This window comes from Saccharothrix sp. S26, assembly GCF_021390395.1.
In the GTDB taxonomy this organism is placed as follows: domain Bacteria; phylum Actinomycetota; class Actinomycetes; order Mycobacteriales; family Pseudonocardiaceae; genus Actinosynnema.
Map to the genome: position 1 here is coordinate 241708 of NZ_JAJUWT010000010.1, position 14907 is coordinate 256614.

General features: G+C 74.9%; 12 protein-coding genes. 7 read left to right on the forward strand and 5 right to left on the reverse strand.

Annotated features, from left to right (window positions below):
• Positions 1-21 precede the first annotated feature (21 nt).
• Together LZG04_RS18255 and LZG04_RS18260 are read left to right on the forward strand one after the other, a co-directional pair.
• A complete protein-coding gene (locus LZG04_RS18255) occupies positions 22-1242 on the forward strand; it encodes an ABC transporter substrate-binding protein (RefSeq protein WP_233818534.1) in 1221 nt (406 codons plus the stop codon).
• Between the two features lie 46 nt (positions 1243-1288).
• Positions 1289-1729, forward strand: coding sequence for an SRPBCC family protein (locus tag LZG04_RS18260; protein ID WP_233818536.1), 441 nt, complete (start codon positions 1289-1291; stop codon positions 1727-1729).
• A 60-nt stretch (positions 1730-1789) separates the two neighbouring features.
• Here LZG04_RS18260 and LZG04_RS18265 read toward each other — a convergent pair whose 3' ends face one another.
• From LZG04_RS18265 to LZG04_RS18285, 5 genes are all read right to left on the reverse strand, one after another.
• Entirely contained in the window at positions 1790-3448 is a 1659-nt protein-coding gene (locus LZG04_RS18265; RefSeq protein WP_233818538.1) for an NAD(P)/FAD-dependent oxidoreductase, read from the reverse strand.
• Positions 3445-4470, reverse strand: a complete 1026-nt coding sequence (locus LZG04_RS18270; RefSeq protein ID WP_233818540.1) for an NAD-dependent epimerase/dehydratase family protein — start codon at positions 4468-4470, stop codon at positions 3445-3447. Before LZG04_RS18270 ends, LZG04_RS18265 begins: the two co-directional genes overlap by 4 nt.
• A gap of 15 nt (positions 4471-4485) precedes the next feature.
• Entirely contained in the window at positions 4486-6804 is a 2319-nt protein-coding gene (locus LZG04_RS18275) for a Tex family protein (protein ID WP_233818542.1), read from the reverse strand.
• Between the two features lie 100 nt (positions 6805-6904).
• Entirely contained in the window at positions 6905-7684 is a 780-nt protein-coding gene (locus tag LZG04_RS18280) for a hypothetical protein (protein WP_233818544.1), read from the reverse strand.
• Positions 7685-7705: 21 nt separating this feature from the next.
• On the reverse strand, positions 7706-8803 hold the full coding sequence (locus tag LZG04_RS18285) for a PA2928 family protein (RefSeq protein ID WP_233818546.1): 1098 nt from the start codon (positions 8801-8803) through the stop codon (positions 7706-7708).
• 123 nt (positions 8804-8926) lie between these two features.
• On the opposite strand from LZG04_RS18285, the gene LZG04_RS18290 reads away from it, so the two are divergent.
• The 5 genes from LZG04_RS18290 to LZG04_RS18310 are packed head-to-tail and all read left to right on the forward strand — an operon-like array spanning position 8927 to position 14870.
• Positions 8927-10174 carry a hypothetical protein gene (locus LZG04_RS18290; protein WP_233818548.1) on the forward strand — a complete coding sequence of 416 codons (1248 nt, stop codon included), beginning with the start codon at positions 8927-8929 and terminating at the stop codon, positions 10172-10174.
• Entirely contained in the window at positions 10171-11172 is a 1002-nt protein-coding gene (locus tag LZG04_RS18295) for a hypothetical protein (RefSeq protein WP_233818550.1), read from the forward strand. The genes LZG04_RS18290 and LZG04_RS18295 overlap by 4 nt, the downstream gene beginning before the upstream one ends.
• Positions 11169-13178 (forward strand): hypothetical protein, encoded by a 2010-nt coding sequence (locus LZG04_RS18300; protein ID WP_233818552.1) that lies wholly within the window; start codon positions 11169-11171, stop codon positions 13176-13178. The genes LZG04_RS18295 and LZG04_RS18300 overlap by 4 nt, the downstream gene beginning before the upstream one ends.
• The gene (locus LZG04_RS18305) at positions 13172-14359 is read left to right on the forward strand and encodes a CHAT domain-containing protein (RefSeq protein ID WP_233818554.1); all 1188 of its coding nucleotides are present in this window, start codon (positions 13172-13174) and stop codon (positions 14357-14359) included. The genes LZG04_RS18300 and LZG04_RS18305 overlap by 7 nt, the downstream gene beginning before the upstream one ends.
• 46 nt (positions 14360-14405) lie before the next feature.
• Complete coding sequence (locus LZG04_RS18310; RefSeq protein ID WP_233818556.1) at positions 14406-14870, forward strand: hypothetical protein; 465 nt, start codon at positions 14406-14408, stop codon at positions 14868-14870.
• The last annotated feature ends 37 nt before the right edge of the window (positions 14871-14907 follow it).

The following is a 14907-nucleotide window of genomic DNA, read 5'->3' on the forward strand; positions in this document are numbered from 1 at the left end:
TGAGCAGTGGGAGTCCCGTTGGTGCGCAACTTCGTCGTCGGATCGACCGTGCTCGCCGTGCTGCTCGCCGGCTGCGGCGCGCCGGACGAGGACCCGGTCAAGACCGGTCCCGGCGTCACCGACGACACCATCTCGCTGGGCGTGCTCACCGACATGACGGGACCGTTCTCGGCCACGTCGCTCATCCGGATCAAGGGCTACGAGCTGTTCCTGGGCGAGCTGAACGAGCGCGGCGGCATCTGCGGGCGCAAGGTCGAGCTGAAGCAGGCCGACCACGGCTACGACGTGAACCGCGCGTTGACCGCGTACTTCGACCTGGAGCCGCAGGTGCTCGGGTTCATGGACGTCACCGGCGCGCCGATGACCGAGGCCATCGAGCCGGACCTGATGCAGACCCGCGCCCTCGCCGCGCCCGCGTCCTGGTCGGCGAGCCTGCTCGGCAACCCGCACATGATGGTCGTCGGCACCACCTACGACCTCGACGTGATCAACGGGCTGGACCACGTGAAGCGGTCCGGCGCGATCCGCGAGGGTGACACGATCGGGCACGTTTACGTCGACAGCGACTACGGCCGCAACGCGGTGGAGGGCAGCACGTTCGCCGCCCAGCAGTGGGGCATGGAGCTGGTCGCGAAGGCCGTGCCGGAGACCGCGGACGTGGCCGCGCAGGTCGGCGAGCTGCGTGCGGCCGGGGCGAAGGCGGTGTTCCTGAGCACGTCGCCGCAGCAGACCGCGACCGCCGTCGCCACCGCCGAGCGGCTGGGCTGGGACGTGCCGTTCCTGGTCAACGCGGCCGGCTACGACCCGTTGATCCTCGACTCGCCCGCGGCGGCGGCCGTGGTGAAGCGGGTGCGGGTGGTGTCGCCGATCGCGCCGTTCGCGACCGACCTGCCGGGGCCGCGCGCGGTGGCGGAGGCGTTCACGCGCGAGTTCCCCGACTTGGAGCCGACCGGGTCGGTGGACCACGGGTACGTGATCGGGGTGGCGTTCGCGGCGGTGCTGCGCAAGGCGTGCGGGGAGCGCGACCTGACCCGTGACGGCGTGTTGCGGGCGTTCCAGGACACCAACGAGGTGGACACCGGCAGCCTCACCGGGACGCTCCGGTTCTCGCTGGTGGGGCGACCGTCGGCGACGCAGTCCTACATCTCGCGGCCCGACCCGGCGACACCCGGTGGGCTGGCCGTGATCGCCAACCTGTTCGAGTCGGACCTGGTCAAGCTCAAGGGCACCCGGGCGAAGTAGCCCCGCCGGGTAGTTTCCGCCGGTCCGCGCGGGGAATCCGAGGCGCATGATCGAGGTGCGCTGGGCGGTGCCCACGTCGGTGGAGCGGGTGTTCGCGGTGCTGGCCGACGGCTGGTCGTACGCGGGCTGGGTGGTGGGCGCGGCGCACATCCGCGAGGTCGACGCGGGCTGGCCGGGCACCGGCACGCGGATCCACCACAGCGTCGGCGCGTGGCCGTTGGCCGTGAAGGACGTGACCAAGGTGCTGGACGTCGACCCACCCCGGATGCTCGAACTGGAAGCCCGCATGTGGCCGCTGGGAGCCGCCCGCATCCGCTTCACCCTCGCCCCGACCTCGGACGGCTGCGAGATCACCATGGCCGAGGAGGCCGTCAAGGGCCCGCTCTCCCTCCTCCCGACCGCCGCCCAAGCCCTCTTCCTCACCCCCCGCAACCGCGAATCCCTGCGCCGCCTGGCCGACCAAGCCACCCGCCGCGGCAACCCCTGACCCGAGAGTCCTACCTCCAGCACCCGAGAGTCCTACGTTCAGGACCCCCGAATTCAACGCTCACGTCAGGCCACCGCGTCCTGAGCGTTCAACTCGGGTGTTCTGAACGTAGGACTCTCGCGTTCCGAACGTAGGACTCTCGGGGTAGAGGGAGTGGTGGAGGGTGCGGAGGAGGAGGTGGTAGGCGTCGCCGGCCAGGGCGTTGCGGGCCAGGGCGGCACGGGCGGCGTTGGCGCCGGCGGCACCGTGGACACCGCCGCCCGGGTGGGCCGACGCGGAGGTCAGGTAGAGGCGGTCGATCGGGGTGTCGGCCCGGCCCAGGCCCGGGACCGGGCGGAACACCAGCTGCTGGTGGATGCCGGCCGTGCCCGAGTTGATCGAACCCGCCACCAGGCTGCGGTTGCGGGCCTCCAGGTCGTCCGGGCCCTGGATCACGCGGGCGCGGATCAGGTCGCGGAAGCCGGGCGCGTGCTGCTCGACCAACTGCTCGACCCGGTCGGCACGGCGGCGCAGCCGGTCCGCCGACCACCGCTCACCCCGCGGCACGTGCGTGTACGCCCACGCCGTCTCCGTGCCCGCCGGTGACCGCGTCGGGTCCGTCGTCGTCATCTGCCCCATGATCACGAACGGCGTCCGCGGCACCCGGCCGCACGCGATCTCCGTGCTGGACATGGCCAACCCGTTGAAGTCCCCTCCCAAGTGGACGGTCCCCGCACCGCGCACCGCCGGGGCCGTCCACGGCACGGGCCCGTCCAACGCCCAGTCCACCTTGATCGTCGCGTCGTCCCACTCGAACGCCGCCAGGTCGGCCACCAACCGCGACGGCAGGTGCTCCGCACCCACCAACCCGAGGTACAGCGCCGGCGCGGGCACGTCCGCCAGCACCGCCTTCCGCGCCCGCACGTACCCGCCCTCCGCGTCACGCACCCCGAGCGCACGCCCACCGGCCACCACCACCCGGTCGACCGGCCGACCGCACTGCACCACGCCACCCAGCCGCCGCACCATGGCCCCGGTCAACGCACCGGCCCCACCTTCCGGAACCGGGTAGCCGACGTCCTGCGCGAGCATCGACAGCAACCACCCGAACGCCGCACCACCGGCCTGGTCCGGCCCGAGGTCGGTGTGCATCGCGTTGCCCGCCAACAACAACGGCGCGCCCTCGCCCGCGAACCGCTCGTCCCCGAACGCCCGCACGGACTGCACGAACGACCGCGCGAGCCGCAGCGCCCCACCCGCGCCCAACGCGCCCAGCAGCCCGACACCGGCCCGCACCGGCGGGAACGGCCGCATCAACGCCTCGACCAACTGCGACCGGACCCGCGTCCACTGCGCGAACTCCGCCCGCCACGCGTCACCGTCACCCGCGCCGAACTCCTCCACCGACGCCGCCGTCCGGTCCACGTCCCGCGACAGCACCACGGCCCGGTCGTCGGGCAGCACGTGCGCCAGCACCTCCGGCGCGCGCCGCCACCGCAACCCGTGCCGCTCCAGCCCCAGCCCGGAGATCACCGGCGACGCCGCGCCCAGCGGGTAGAACGCGCTGAACAGGTCGTGCCGGAACCCCGGTTCGGTCAGCTCGGCCGTGCGCACCGCGCCGCCGGGCTCGTCGGCGGCCTCCAGCACGAGCACGTCCCACCCGGCGTCGGCCAGCAGGTTCGCCGCCACCAGCCCGTTCGGGCCCGACCCGATGACCACCGCGTCCACGACATCGCTCAACGCACGTCTCCCTGGCTCTGATACGCCGGCCGGCCGAAGCCCAACCGCCGCCACCGTCCCACGTGGCACGGCGCGAGCGGCCCCCACGTACCGCGCCCCTCGGCGATCGCCGCCACGAACTCCGCCAACGCCTCCCGCGGCGGGTGCCGCGGTTCCCAACCCAACGCCCTCATCCGCGTGCAGTCCATGAGTGCCGCCTGATCCGCCAACCGCAACCAGCCGGGGTGCAGGGGCTGCACGCCCAGCCGCCACGTCGGCCAGGCCACCGCGCGCAGCACCGCGAACGGCACGGGCAGCAGGAACCCGCCGAACACCGAGGCCAGCTCACGCGTGCTCAACGGGGGATCGGCGGCCACGTTGAACGCGCCCTCCGCGCGGTGCGCGAGCACCACCCGGATCGCCCGCGCCACGTCCTCGGCGTGCACCACCTGGGCGCGCAACCCCCGCCACAACGGCATGGGCAGCCACCGCCGCCCCACCATCCCGACGGGCAGCAGGGGGCTCAGCACCCACCGGGCGATCTCGCCGCCCGCGTCCGGCTGCACCACCGCGCACGGCCGCACCACCGCGATGCCGGGCCGGCCGCTCAGCATCCGCTCCAGCTCGGCCTTCTGCTTGCTGTAGGCGCTACCGGGCACCCCGCCGCACGGCCACTCCTCGTCCACCGGCACGGAGGAGGGCGTGTACGCCCCCACCGACGACGCCACCACGACGTGCGGCACCCCGGCACGTCGCGCCGCACGCAGCACGTGCGCGCTGCCGGTGATGTTGGTCCGCCGCATGTCGGGCTCACCCCGCGCGGGCTGGATGGCCCACGCCAGGTGCACCACGGCGTCCGCGCCGGTGAACGCCCTGGTCAAGACGACCTCGGCGGCCGGCGCGCCGAGGTCGCAGCTCACCCAGTCAGGTGACCCGGCCGGGATGCGCCGCGCGATGCCGACCACCGAGTCGCCCGCGTCGGCGAGCACCCGGCGCAGGGCCGTCCCCACGTTGCCGCTGGCACCCGTGACGACGACCCTCATGGCCGCCGGGTACCCCTACTTGCCGCCGCCAAGCCCCGCGCGCCGCAACGCCTCGGCCATCGCGCCGTTCGCGGGCGGCCGCTCCGGCTGACGCGGCCTGCCGCCGCCACCGCCGCGCTGACCACGCGGTCCGCCACCGCCCTGGCCGCCACGCGGCTGCTCGCGCGGCGGCTTGCGGCCCGGCTCGTCCTCCAACCGCAGCGTCAGCCCGATGCGCTTGCGCGGGATGTCGACCTCCAGCACCTTCACCCGCACCACGTCACCGGACTTCACCACGTCCCGCGGGTCCTTGACGTAGGTGTTGGACAGCGCCGAGATGTGCACCAGGCCGTCCTGGTGCACGCCGATGTCCACGAACGCGCCGAACGCGGCCACGTTGGTCACCACGCCCTCCAGCACCATGCCCGGCTTGAGGTCGGCGATCTTCTCCACCCCGTCGGCGAACGTGGCGGTCTTGAACGCGGGCCGCGGGTCGCGTCCCGGCTTCTCCAGCTCGCGCAGGATGTCGGTCACGGTCGGCAGGCCGAACTTCTCGTCCACGAACTCCTGCGGCCGCAGCGACTTGAGCACGGCCGTGTTGCCGATCAGCTGCTCGCCGCCCGCGCGCTCCTGCATCCGCCGCACCACCGGGTACGCCTCGGGGTGCACGGCGGAGGCGTCCAGCGGGTCGTCACCGTTGGGGATGCGCAGGAAGCCCGCGCACTGCTCGAACGCCTTCGGGCCCAGCCGCGCCACGTCCTTCAACGCCCGCCGGGAGCGGAACGGCCCGTTGGTGTCGCGGTGCAGCACGATGTTCTCGGCCAAGCCCGCGGTGATGCCGGAGACGCGGGTCAGCAGCGGCACGGACGCCGTGTTCAGGTCCACGCCGACGGCGTTCACGCAGTCCTCGACCACCGCGTCCAACGACCGCGACAGCTTCGCCTCGGACAGGTCGTGCTGGTACTGGCCGACGCCGATCGACTTCGGGTCGATCTTCACCAGCTCGGCCAGCGGGTCCTGCAACCGGCGGGCGATGGACACCGCGCCGCGCAGCGACACGTCCAGCCCGGGCAGCTCGGCCGACGCGAACGCCGACGCCGAGTACACCGACGCGCCCGCCTCGGACACCACGGCCTTGGTGAGCTTCAGCTCGGGGTGCCGCTTGAGCAGGTCGACGGCGAGCTTGTCGGTCTCGCGCGAGGCGGTGCCGTTGCCGATGGCGATCAGCTCGACGGAGTGCTTCTTCGCCAGCGCGGCCAGCTTGGCGATCGACTCGTCCCACCGGTTCGCGGGCACGTGCGGGTAGATCACGTCGGTGTCGACGACCTTGCCGGTCGCGTCGACCACGGCCACCTTCACGCCGGTGCGGAAACCGGGGTCCAGTCCCATCGTGGCCCGGGTGCCCGCGGGCGCGGCCAGCAGCAGGTCGCGCAGGTTCGACGCGAACACCTTCACGGCCTCGTCCTCGGCGAACGCCCGCAGCCGCGACCGCAGGTCGATGCCCAGGTGCACGAGGATCCGGGTGCGCCAGGCCCAGCGGACCGTGTCGCCGAGCCAGCGGTCGGCGGGCCGGCCCTGGTCGTCCACACCGAACCGGGAGGCGATGCGCGCCTCGTAGCCCGTGGGCTCGTCCTCGTCGGCGGGGTCGAACTGGAGGTCGAGCACCTCTTCCTTCTCGCCGCGCAGCAGCGCCAGGATGCGGTGCGAGGGCAGCTTCGTGAACGGCTCGGAGAAGTCGAAGTAGTCGGCGAACTTCGCCCCGTCCTCCTCCTTGCCCTCCCGCACCTTGGACGCCAGCCGCCCCTGCGCCCACATGCGCTCGCGCAGCTCGCCGATGAGGTCGCCGTCCTCGCCGAACCGCTCGACCAGGATCGCCCGCGCGCCCTGCAACGCGGCGGCGACGTCCGGGACCTCCTCGGTCACGAACGCCTTCGCCACCTCCTGCGGGTCCTGCGTCGGGTCGCCCAGCAAGCCGTCGGCGAGCGGTTCGAGGCCCTGCTCGCGCGCGATCTGGGCCTTGGTCCGGCGCTTCGGCTTGAACGGCAGGTAGAGGTCTTCCAGCCGGGCCTTGGAGTCGGCGGCCAGGATCGAGGCCTCCAGCGCCTCGTCCAGCTTGCCCTGCGACCGGATGGACTCGAGCACAGCCGCCCGGCGTTCCTCCAGCTCGCGCAGGTAGCCCAGCCGTTCCTCCAGCGTGCGGAGCTGGGCGTCGTCGAGCGCGCCGGTCGCTTCCTTGCGGTAGCGGGCGATGAAGGGAACGGTGGAACCACCGTCGAGCAGGTCGACGGCGGCGCTGACCTGCCCGGCCCGCACCCCGAGCTCGTCGGCGATCCTCTGGTGAATGGCTGTGGTCACAGCGAGCCATTGTGCCCTGCCCGCCGGGGCGCGTTCGGGCACCCCGACCCGGCCGGCTGGGCCGACCGGGTCAACGCCGGTCCGCCCGCCGGCGCCGCCGTCACGGGAGGAGCTTGGTGAGGACCGCGACGTCCGACTCGTCCTCGGGCAGGTACATCGCCTTGACCACCATGCCGCGCTGCACCTGCGGGATCGACATCGGCGGCAGCTTCTTCTCCTGCGTCACGTCGAACGTGGTGCCGTCCGGGCGGGTCACGCGCAGGCTCAGCCGCAACGCGGTCCGGCCGTCGGGGGTCTGCCCGGTCGGGACCATGTCCAGCACGACGGCGCTGGTCTCGACGCCCTCCTCGGTGATGCGCAGCTGGTGCGGCGTCAGGATGCCCTTGGCCACGTGCACGCGGTCGAGGGCGGCTTGGAGCTCGTGCGGCGGCGCGTCGGTGGCGAGCACCGCGCGGCCGTCGGACAGGTAGCGGACCGGCAGGATCGCGCCCGGCTGCACGAGGGACAGCTCGGTGATGTCGACGACCTGCCGCGCGGTGGCCGGGAACGTGCGGCCGTCCGCGGTGTCGACCTGGAACCGGATGTCGAGCTGGGGCTGGTCGTTGACGGTCAGGCCGGTCCGCGCCACGCCCACGACCGTGCCCATGCCGATCGGCGCGTCGCGGAACTCCTTGGGCACGCCGCCGGTCAGGGCCGCGAAACCGCCGGCGAACAGCCTGCTCGTCGAGAACAGGGTGGGCACGGCGAACACGAGGACGAAGGGGCCGACCAGCCAGCCGTTCAGCCAGGCGGACACGTCGTCGCCCGAGAGGCCGCCCGCGACCCACGCCGCGGTGAGGCCCAGCCCGACGGTGAGACCGAGCCAGGGGAGTGCCTTCATGGTGTGTCGTCCTTCCAGTGATCAGCGGTGGGAACCGAAGAAGTCGGCGAGGCCGATGCCGAGGGGCACCACCTGCCCGTCACCGCGGGCGGCGGCGAGCAGCTCGCCCGCGGCGAGCGCCGTGACGCCGTCCGGGCCGACGAGGGCGCGGTCCACCCGTGAGTCGACCGCCAACGTGGCGGTGACCTGCCCGGTGGCCAGGGAGACCAGGCTGAGCGCGAGACCCTGGTCGTTCACCGAGCGCTGGTGCTCGACCAGCACGTGCCCGGTGGCGGCGGCGACCGCGGTGACGCCGTCGACCACCAGCCGCGCGCCCTGGAACGCGGTCGCGCCCACCGGGACCTCGCGGCCGTCGGCGGTGACGCGGACCAGCACGCTGCCCGGCGTGCCGTCCGGCGCCTGCCGCAGCGCGACCCGTTCGACGCCGGAGTTCAGCAGGGCCTCGACGCCGGTCGCGCTGGTCGGCGCGCCGGGTCCGCGCTGCACCGACAGCCGGCCGGACCAGGCGGCGGCCGTCGCCGCGTCGACCGGCGTGGCCGCCACCTCGTCCAGCCCGATCGCCACCACCCCTCCGGTGGCGGTCATGGCCATCACCCGGTGGCCGTCCGGGTCGTAGGCGTAGGCCGTCCGCACCGCCGCGAACGCGTCGCCGAGCCCCTCGACCCCCGCGCCCTCGGCGATCACCGACCCGTCCGCCAGCGCGACGACGACCAGCCCGGAGTCGGTGGCCAGGTAGGCGTACCGCCGACCGGCGGCCAGCACCGACGCCTCCCAGATCAACCGGTCGGACAGCTGCGTGTCCCACAGCACCTCGCCGGTGGCCGGGTCGGTGGCCGCGAGCCGCACCTGGAACAGGTCCTGCGTCATCATCTGGAACATGCCGCGCACGCCGTGCCGCGCGTAGGGCGCGAGCACCACGTCCCGCCCGTCGACCTCGGCGAACGCGAACCCGGGCTGCATCTCCACGTCCGGCTCCGGCGAGATCGCGTAGGAGCCGCCGAAGAACAGCAGCGCGAACAACACGAGCGGCGCCAGCAGCAGTGGGAGCACGCGTCGGCGGGGTGGCGGCGGGGTCTCGTAGGGCATCACCGGCGGGTACTGCGGCGGTGTCTGGTACATGGGTTCCCCCCGTTCGGTCGTGACGGGGGAGAGCTTCGGCCGCCCGGCTCGCCTACCGGTCCCAGGAACGCCGGTTCGCGAGTCCGCCACCAGCGGTGATCGGGTTCCACTACGCTCGGACGGGTGACCACCGCCCGAGCCGCGACGCTGCCGCGCGGCGCGCTGGTCGCGCGGGCGTGGGCCGGGCTGGGCGACGCGGTCGCGCCGCTGAGCAACCCGGCGGGCCGCCCGCTGACCCGCACGGTGAAGCTGATCCTCGACCCGCTGGTGCTGCGGCCGGTGCTGCACCCCGAGTTCGCCGCGGGCGCGATCGCCGTCGAGCACGCCGACGCGCTGGTGTCCCGGATCGCCGACGCGGGCCCCGTGCTGGCCGCGACGGCGAGTTGGTTCGCGGTGCTGAAGAGGGAGCGCCGCCGCCGCTGGATCACCGACGGCAACCCGCAGGACCTCTACTTCCAGCGCTGCTTCGAGCTGGCCACGGCGCACGGCGAACCCGGCCCGGACGCCGCGGACGTCGCCGCCGACGTGCTGGCAGAGGTCCACGGCCGGGAAGGGCCGACCGTCGCCGCGCTGCGCGACCACGTGACCGACCCGGCCAACGCCACCGAGCTGACCGAGCTGCTGGCGTCCGCGTGGGCCGCCCGCGCGCCCGAGCCCGTCCCGCACACCCCGCCGGCGACCTCCGCGTTCCTGGCCACCTGCGCCGTCGCACCGGACCGCGCGTTGTTCGACGCGCTGGTCGCGGGCCGCGCCGGCACCGCGGGCGCGGCCGGCCTCGACCGGCCCGGTGTGGCGCTGGCGCACGGGCTGACCTCGCGTGACGTGCCGGTGCGCCCCGAGCTGGGCCGGGACGCGTCGAAGGCGAACCTGCCGCGGCCGTTCGACCGGTCGATCGTCCAACGGCTGTTCGCGCCGCTGACCAACGCGTTCCAGCGGGCGGGCCTGGCGGACGTGCCGACGTTGGTGCGGCGCGAGATCGCCCGGTCGGCGGGCCCGTGGCAGCTCGCCGCCGAGGAGAGCCGGCTGGTCGTGGTCCTGGGCCGGGACGCGTCGGCCGACCTGGTCGGCCCGCCGGCGGGCGAGCCGGGCTCCGCCGCGGCCAGGTTGCGGTCGCGGTGGGAGCGGGAGGCGTACGTGCACCGCGTGCTGCGGGTGCCGTCGGCCGCGCCGCCGGAGGTCCGCGCCGACGTGCGCGGGGTGCGGGAGGCGTACCTGCGGCGGCTGTGGGTGCGGCTGCACGGCCGCGAGCTGCGCCACGACCCCGTGACGCCCGACCAGGTGTGGGACGTGCTCGACGGCGTGCTGCGGTCGGTGATCCTGGACCAGCGCGACCGGCTGCGGTCGGCGCTGGAACGGGAGGCCGTGGCATGAGGGTCACCCGCGCGGCCGATGTCGTGGTCGGCGACTGGCCCACCTCACCCGAGGTGGTGGCACTGCTGGAGTGCTCCGGCGCGCTGCTGGCGTGGGACGTCCTGGCCGACGACCCCGTGCCCGCCGCCCGCGTGCACGACCCGGGGCGCGCGGCCGAGTGGCTGTGGGAAATCTACGGCGACGCGGCGGACGCGATCCTCGGTGACGCCGAGGAGGTGGCGGCGACCGACCCCGGCGATCGGCACGTCCGCGACGCGTGCCGCCGGGCCGCGCAGCTGAACTGGGCCGGGGCGTGGTGGCCCGCGTCGGTCACGGCCGGTGTGCCCGCGCTGGACCCCGCCGTGCTGCACGCGGAGCTGGCGGTGGCGCTGTCCACTGTGGAGCACCTGCTGGACGATCCCGACGCGGTGGAACGGGCGTTGGCGTCGGTGGTGGAGCCGGACGCGTCCGAGCCCGCGTTGACGGCGTTGGCCGAACGGGTCGTCGCCCTGGCCGAGGACTACGGGGTGGTCCTGCGGCCGGCCGAGGTGCCGGTCAGGTCCGGCTACGCCTTGGCCGCCGGTGGTTCCGCCCTGGCCGGTACCACCGCCCTGTCCGGCTCGTCCACTGTGGACTGGGCCTTGGTGCCGCACGGCGCGGTGGACGCCGCCGCGCCCGCCACGTGGGCCGTCGTGCGGCGGCAGGGGCGCACGGTGCTGGAGGTCTCCGTCGTGCCCGGACCGACGCCGACCGCGCGGTTGGCCGCCCGGTTCGGCGAGGTCGACGTGACGCTGGACGGCGTCGACGAGGCGGGCCGGATCACCGGCTCCACGCCGGTGTCGGCGGCGGTGCTGCTGCTGCCGCCGGACCGCCGCGTGCTGACCGTCCACGCGCCGGGCTTCGCCGAACCCGCCGCACCGGACCCGGATGCCGCGGCCCGCCGTGACGCGATCATCGCCTACGCCCGCGCCCGGACCTCTTCGCCGACCGCGACCCTCACCGAGCGGACGGCGCGGTGAGCGACTGGATGGGGTCGAACGACGAGGGCGTGCGGCTCGCCGCCGCCGGTGACCTGGTCGGCGCGCGTGCCGCGCTCGAATCGGCCGTGGCGGCCGCGCCACCGCACGACCGCCCGCGGGTCCTGGTGAACCTGGCGCACGTCGTGGACCTGTCCGGCGATCCGCAGCAGGCAGCCGACCTGCGGACCCGGGCGTGGCAGGACGTCGAGGCGGCCCTGGTCGACGCCGACCCGCCGCGCCAGGTGGTGCTGCGCGACACCCGCGTCGCCCTGCTGATGACGGCCGGTCGCCTCGCCGAAGCGGAGGCCGACGCGACCGACCTGGTCGACCTGGCCGCGCGGCACGCCCCGGAGTACCTGGAGAACCTCTACACCAACCTGGCGCTGCTCGCCGAAGCGGCGGGCGACGACGAGCGCGCCGAGACCTACCGGGTGCTGGCCGACAACCCGGGTCGACAACCCCTCGGCCCGCGGTGGCGTCGGTTCGTGGAGCTGAACGCGGAGGGCGCGGTGCTCCTGGCCTCCGGTGACCGCGCCGCCGCCAGGTCCGCCTTCGAAGCCGCGCACCGCGAGGTCGTGGACCTCGCCGGACCCGACGACGTCGAGGCCGTGGTGTGCCTGGCCGGTGTCACCGGCAACCTCGCCGGGGTGGCCGACGACCCCCGTGACGCCGAGCGGTGGAGCACCGAAGCGGTCGAAGCCGCCCGGACCGCGTTGGCCGCCGTCGGTGACGCCTACGGCTCCGCCACGGTCCTCGTGAACGCCCTGGTGTCCCGTGCCGCGTCGCGGCACGCGCAGACGCGGCTGCCCGAGGCGTTGGCCGACCTGACCGAGGCCGTCGACCTCGTCACCGGGGCCGACGGCGGCGAGTGGTTCGAGGCCACCATCCGCACCGCCCGCGCCCGCGTGCTGACCACCGGCGGCTGGTTCGCCGAAGCGGCCGACGAGGCGCGGGCCGCGGTGGACCTCGCCCACGCCGTCGCACCGGAGCTGGCCGCGTCCGTGCACCTCACGTTGGCCGAGATCACCAGTGCGACCGGTGACCTCGCCGGGGCCGCCGACCACCTGGACCTGGCCCGCGAGTTCAGCGCCGCCACCGGTGACGTGCCCGGCCAGGCGACCGCCCTGCTCAGCTCCGCGCGCCTGGCGTACCTCGCCTCGGACCCCGACCGCGCCGACGCCCTGTACGGCGAGGCGGAAGCCCTGGTGGCCGACGACCCGCGCCGACTGGCGGCGTGCCTGCACGGCCGGGCGGCCGTCGCCGTCCTGCGCGGTCGGCCGGCCGAGGCGCTGGCGTTGGCCGACCGGGCGCTGCCGCTGCTGGACGCGCCGCTGGAGGCGCTGGCGCTGCACCAGGTCCGCGGCTCGGCGTTCGAGGCGGCGCAGGACTTCGCGGCGGCGGAGTCCTGCTACGCCGAGGCGACGCGGGTGTGCGAGGCGGCCGGGCTGTGGCACGTCGCCCTGGGCATGGCGTGGTGGCGCGCGGACGCCCTGGTGCGCCGGGCCGCGACCGCCACCGGGGACGAACGCCGGCGGCTCGGCCACCGCGCGCTGGACCTCGCGCTGCCCGCCGCACTGGCGTCGGAGGCCGTGCGGCACCGGTTCCCGCACGGCCCGCTGCGCGAACGCTGGGTCGCCCTGGCGAGCGCACCCGCCATCCGCTCGGCGTTGCTGGCCATCAGGGCCGTGCAGGACGTGACCCTGGCCGCCGAGTACGTCGACCACCTCGCGGGCGCGGTGTCCCTGCACGCCGAGGGCGTCGCCCACCTCGACCGCACCGAGCTGGTGGGCCTGCCGGAGCCGCCGCCCGCCGAGGACCACCTGCCCTACGCCGCCGCCGGCCTGGCCACCGGTGCCGACCCCGCGTTCCCGGTGACGGGTTTCGAACCGCCGCCCAGGGTCAGGGCCGACCCCGCCGTGCCGAACGCCCTGGACGCCTGGATCGACGTCGCCGAGCGGCGCTACGGCTTCCCGGTCCGCTCCGGACGGGCGGTGGCGTCGTGGTGACCGTGCAGCTCAAGCTGGTCGACGCGGGCGACCTGTACGTGTCGTGGCGGTGGGAGCACGAACCGGGCGAACCTCGCGTGATCGCCGTGCCGCGCGACCTCGTGGCGGCCACGCTGGACGAGTGGGCCGAAGCGGTGCCGTCGCCGTTGCCGGGGGAGACCGCCGACCGGGCCCTGCGCCGCGCGCTCACCCGCGGCCCGCTCGTGGACCCCGAGCGCGAGCGCGACCTGGCCACCAGATTGGCCCGGGCCCTGATCCCGCACCGGCTGGCCGTCGAGCTGAACTCGTTCCTCGCCCAGGGGGTCCGGCCGCACCTGCGCGTGCAACCCTCGCCCTCCACCGCCCTGGTGCCGTGGGAGGCGCTGCGGATCGACGAAGGCCGACGGGCGGTGCACGACACCACCGTCTCCGTGCTGCCGCCCGCCACCGTGGCCAACGCCCCGACCCGCCGCGTCACCCCGTTCGATCCACAAGGGACGGTCGTCGCCGTGCTCGACCCCGTGGTGCCGGGGTTTGCCGACGACTCGGCCCTGGGCTCCGTCCTGGGGCCCGCGCCGGAACTGGCCGGGCTGGGCCGCGTGCGCCGCGACGACCTCGACCGCGACCACCTCGAACGGGCGCTCGCCACCGCCGCGCGCCTGCTGTACGTCGGCCACGTGACCACGGGCGGCCACGGGCTGGGCGCCTGCCTGCACCTGTCCTGCACCGCCGCCACCACGGGTCGGGCCGCCCCGCTCGGCGCGCACCGCCCCCTGACCGCCGCCGACCTCGTGCTGGGCCACCGCCCCGGCCCCGTGCGCCCGTGGCGCCTGCCGCCCCGCGTGGCCCTGGTGGCCTGCGAGAGCGGCGGCGACTTCCGGTTCGCCGAACCGTCCGGCCTGGTCACGGCCATGGTGCACGGCGGGGCGGAGCACGTCGCCGCGACGAGGTGGACGCTGCCGACCGACGAAGGGCTGCGCCGACTGGTCCCCGGCTTCCCGCCGACCCCCGTGCTCGCGCCGGCCGTGCTCGCCCTGGACGCCGCCCACCGCGCGCCCGACCCGGTGACCGCCCTCAACGACTGGCAACGCGCCGCCGCCACCCGGTGGGAGGACACCGGCGACCTCACCTGCTCGCCGCTGGTGTGGGCCGCGTTCACCACCACCTGGGCACCGCCGCCGCGGCGGACCTGGGACCGGTAGGGGAGCCGGCCGCGCCTAACGTCCTGCGTCAAAAAGGGGTGAGGACGTGTTCGGGTCGAAGGACGAGGCGCTGCACACGCGGTTGCGGGAGCTGGAGGGCCGCGTCGAGCGGCTGACCAACCTCCTGGGCGCGCTGGCAGATGACGGGGAGCGGTACGCGCGGCTGCACGAGCTGGCGGAGCGGACCGACGGCGCGCTGCGGTCGTTGGAAGGTCGGGCGGCGCGGGCGGGCATCGGCCTGCCGCGCTTCCAGGCCGCGCTGGACACCGTCTACCAGGCCGAAACGTACGGCTACGTGGCCGTGTACTTCGTCGGCGGCCGGACCGCGCGGGTGCGGCTGCTCGTCGGGCCCCAGAGCCCGCCCACCACCAGCGTGGGCTACGCCGATTCGGGCAGCGACATCAACTCCTACATCGGCGGCGTCGTGCGGCCCGGCGAGTTCTGGCTGGTCGCGACCCACCGGCCGGGGATGCGAGCCGGTTTCGAGTGCGTCTTCACGCCGCTGTTCTGAAGCGGGGATCCCGCCCGCGGCGCGTCCGACATCGCGA

Bases quoted from the DNA above. Each gene is read 5' to 3' on its own strand.
- LZG04_RS18260 (WP_233818536.1), top strand. From the start codon at position 1,289: ATGATCGAGGTGCGCTGGGCGGTGCCCACGTCGGTGGAGCGGGTGTTC.
- LZG04_RS18270 (WP_233818540.1), bottom strand. From the start codon at position 4,470: ATGAGGGTCGTCGTCACGGGTGCCAGCGGCAACGTGGGGACGGCCCTG.
- LZG04_RS18280 (WP_233818544.1), bottom strand. From the start codon at position 7,684: ATGAAGGCACTCCCCTGGCTCGGTCTCACCGTCGGGCTGGGCCTCACC.
- LZG04_RS18285 (WP_233818546.1), bottom strand. From the start codon at position 8,803: ATGTACCAGACACCGCCGCAGTACCCGCCGGTGATGCCCTACGAGACC.
- LZG04_RS18295 (WP_233818550.1), top strand. From the start codon at position 10,171: ATGAGGGTCACCCGCGCGGCCGATGTCGTGGTCGGCGACTGGCCCACC.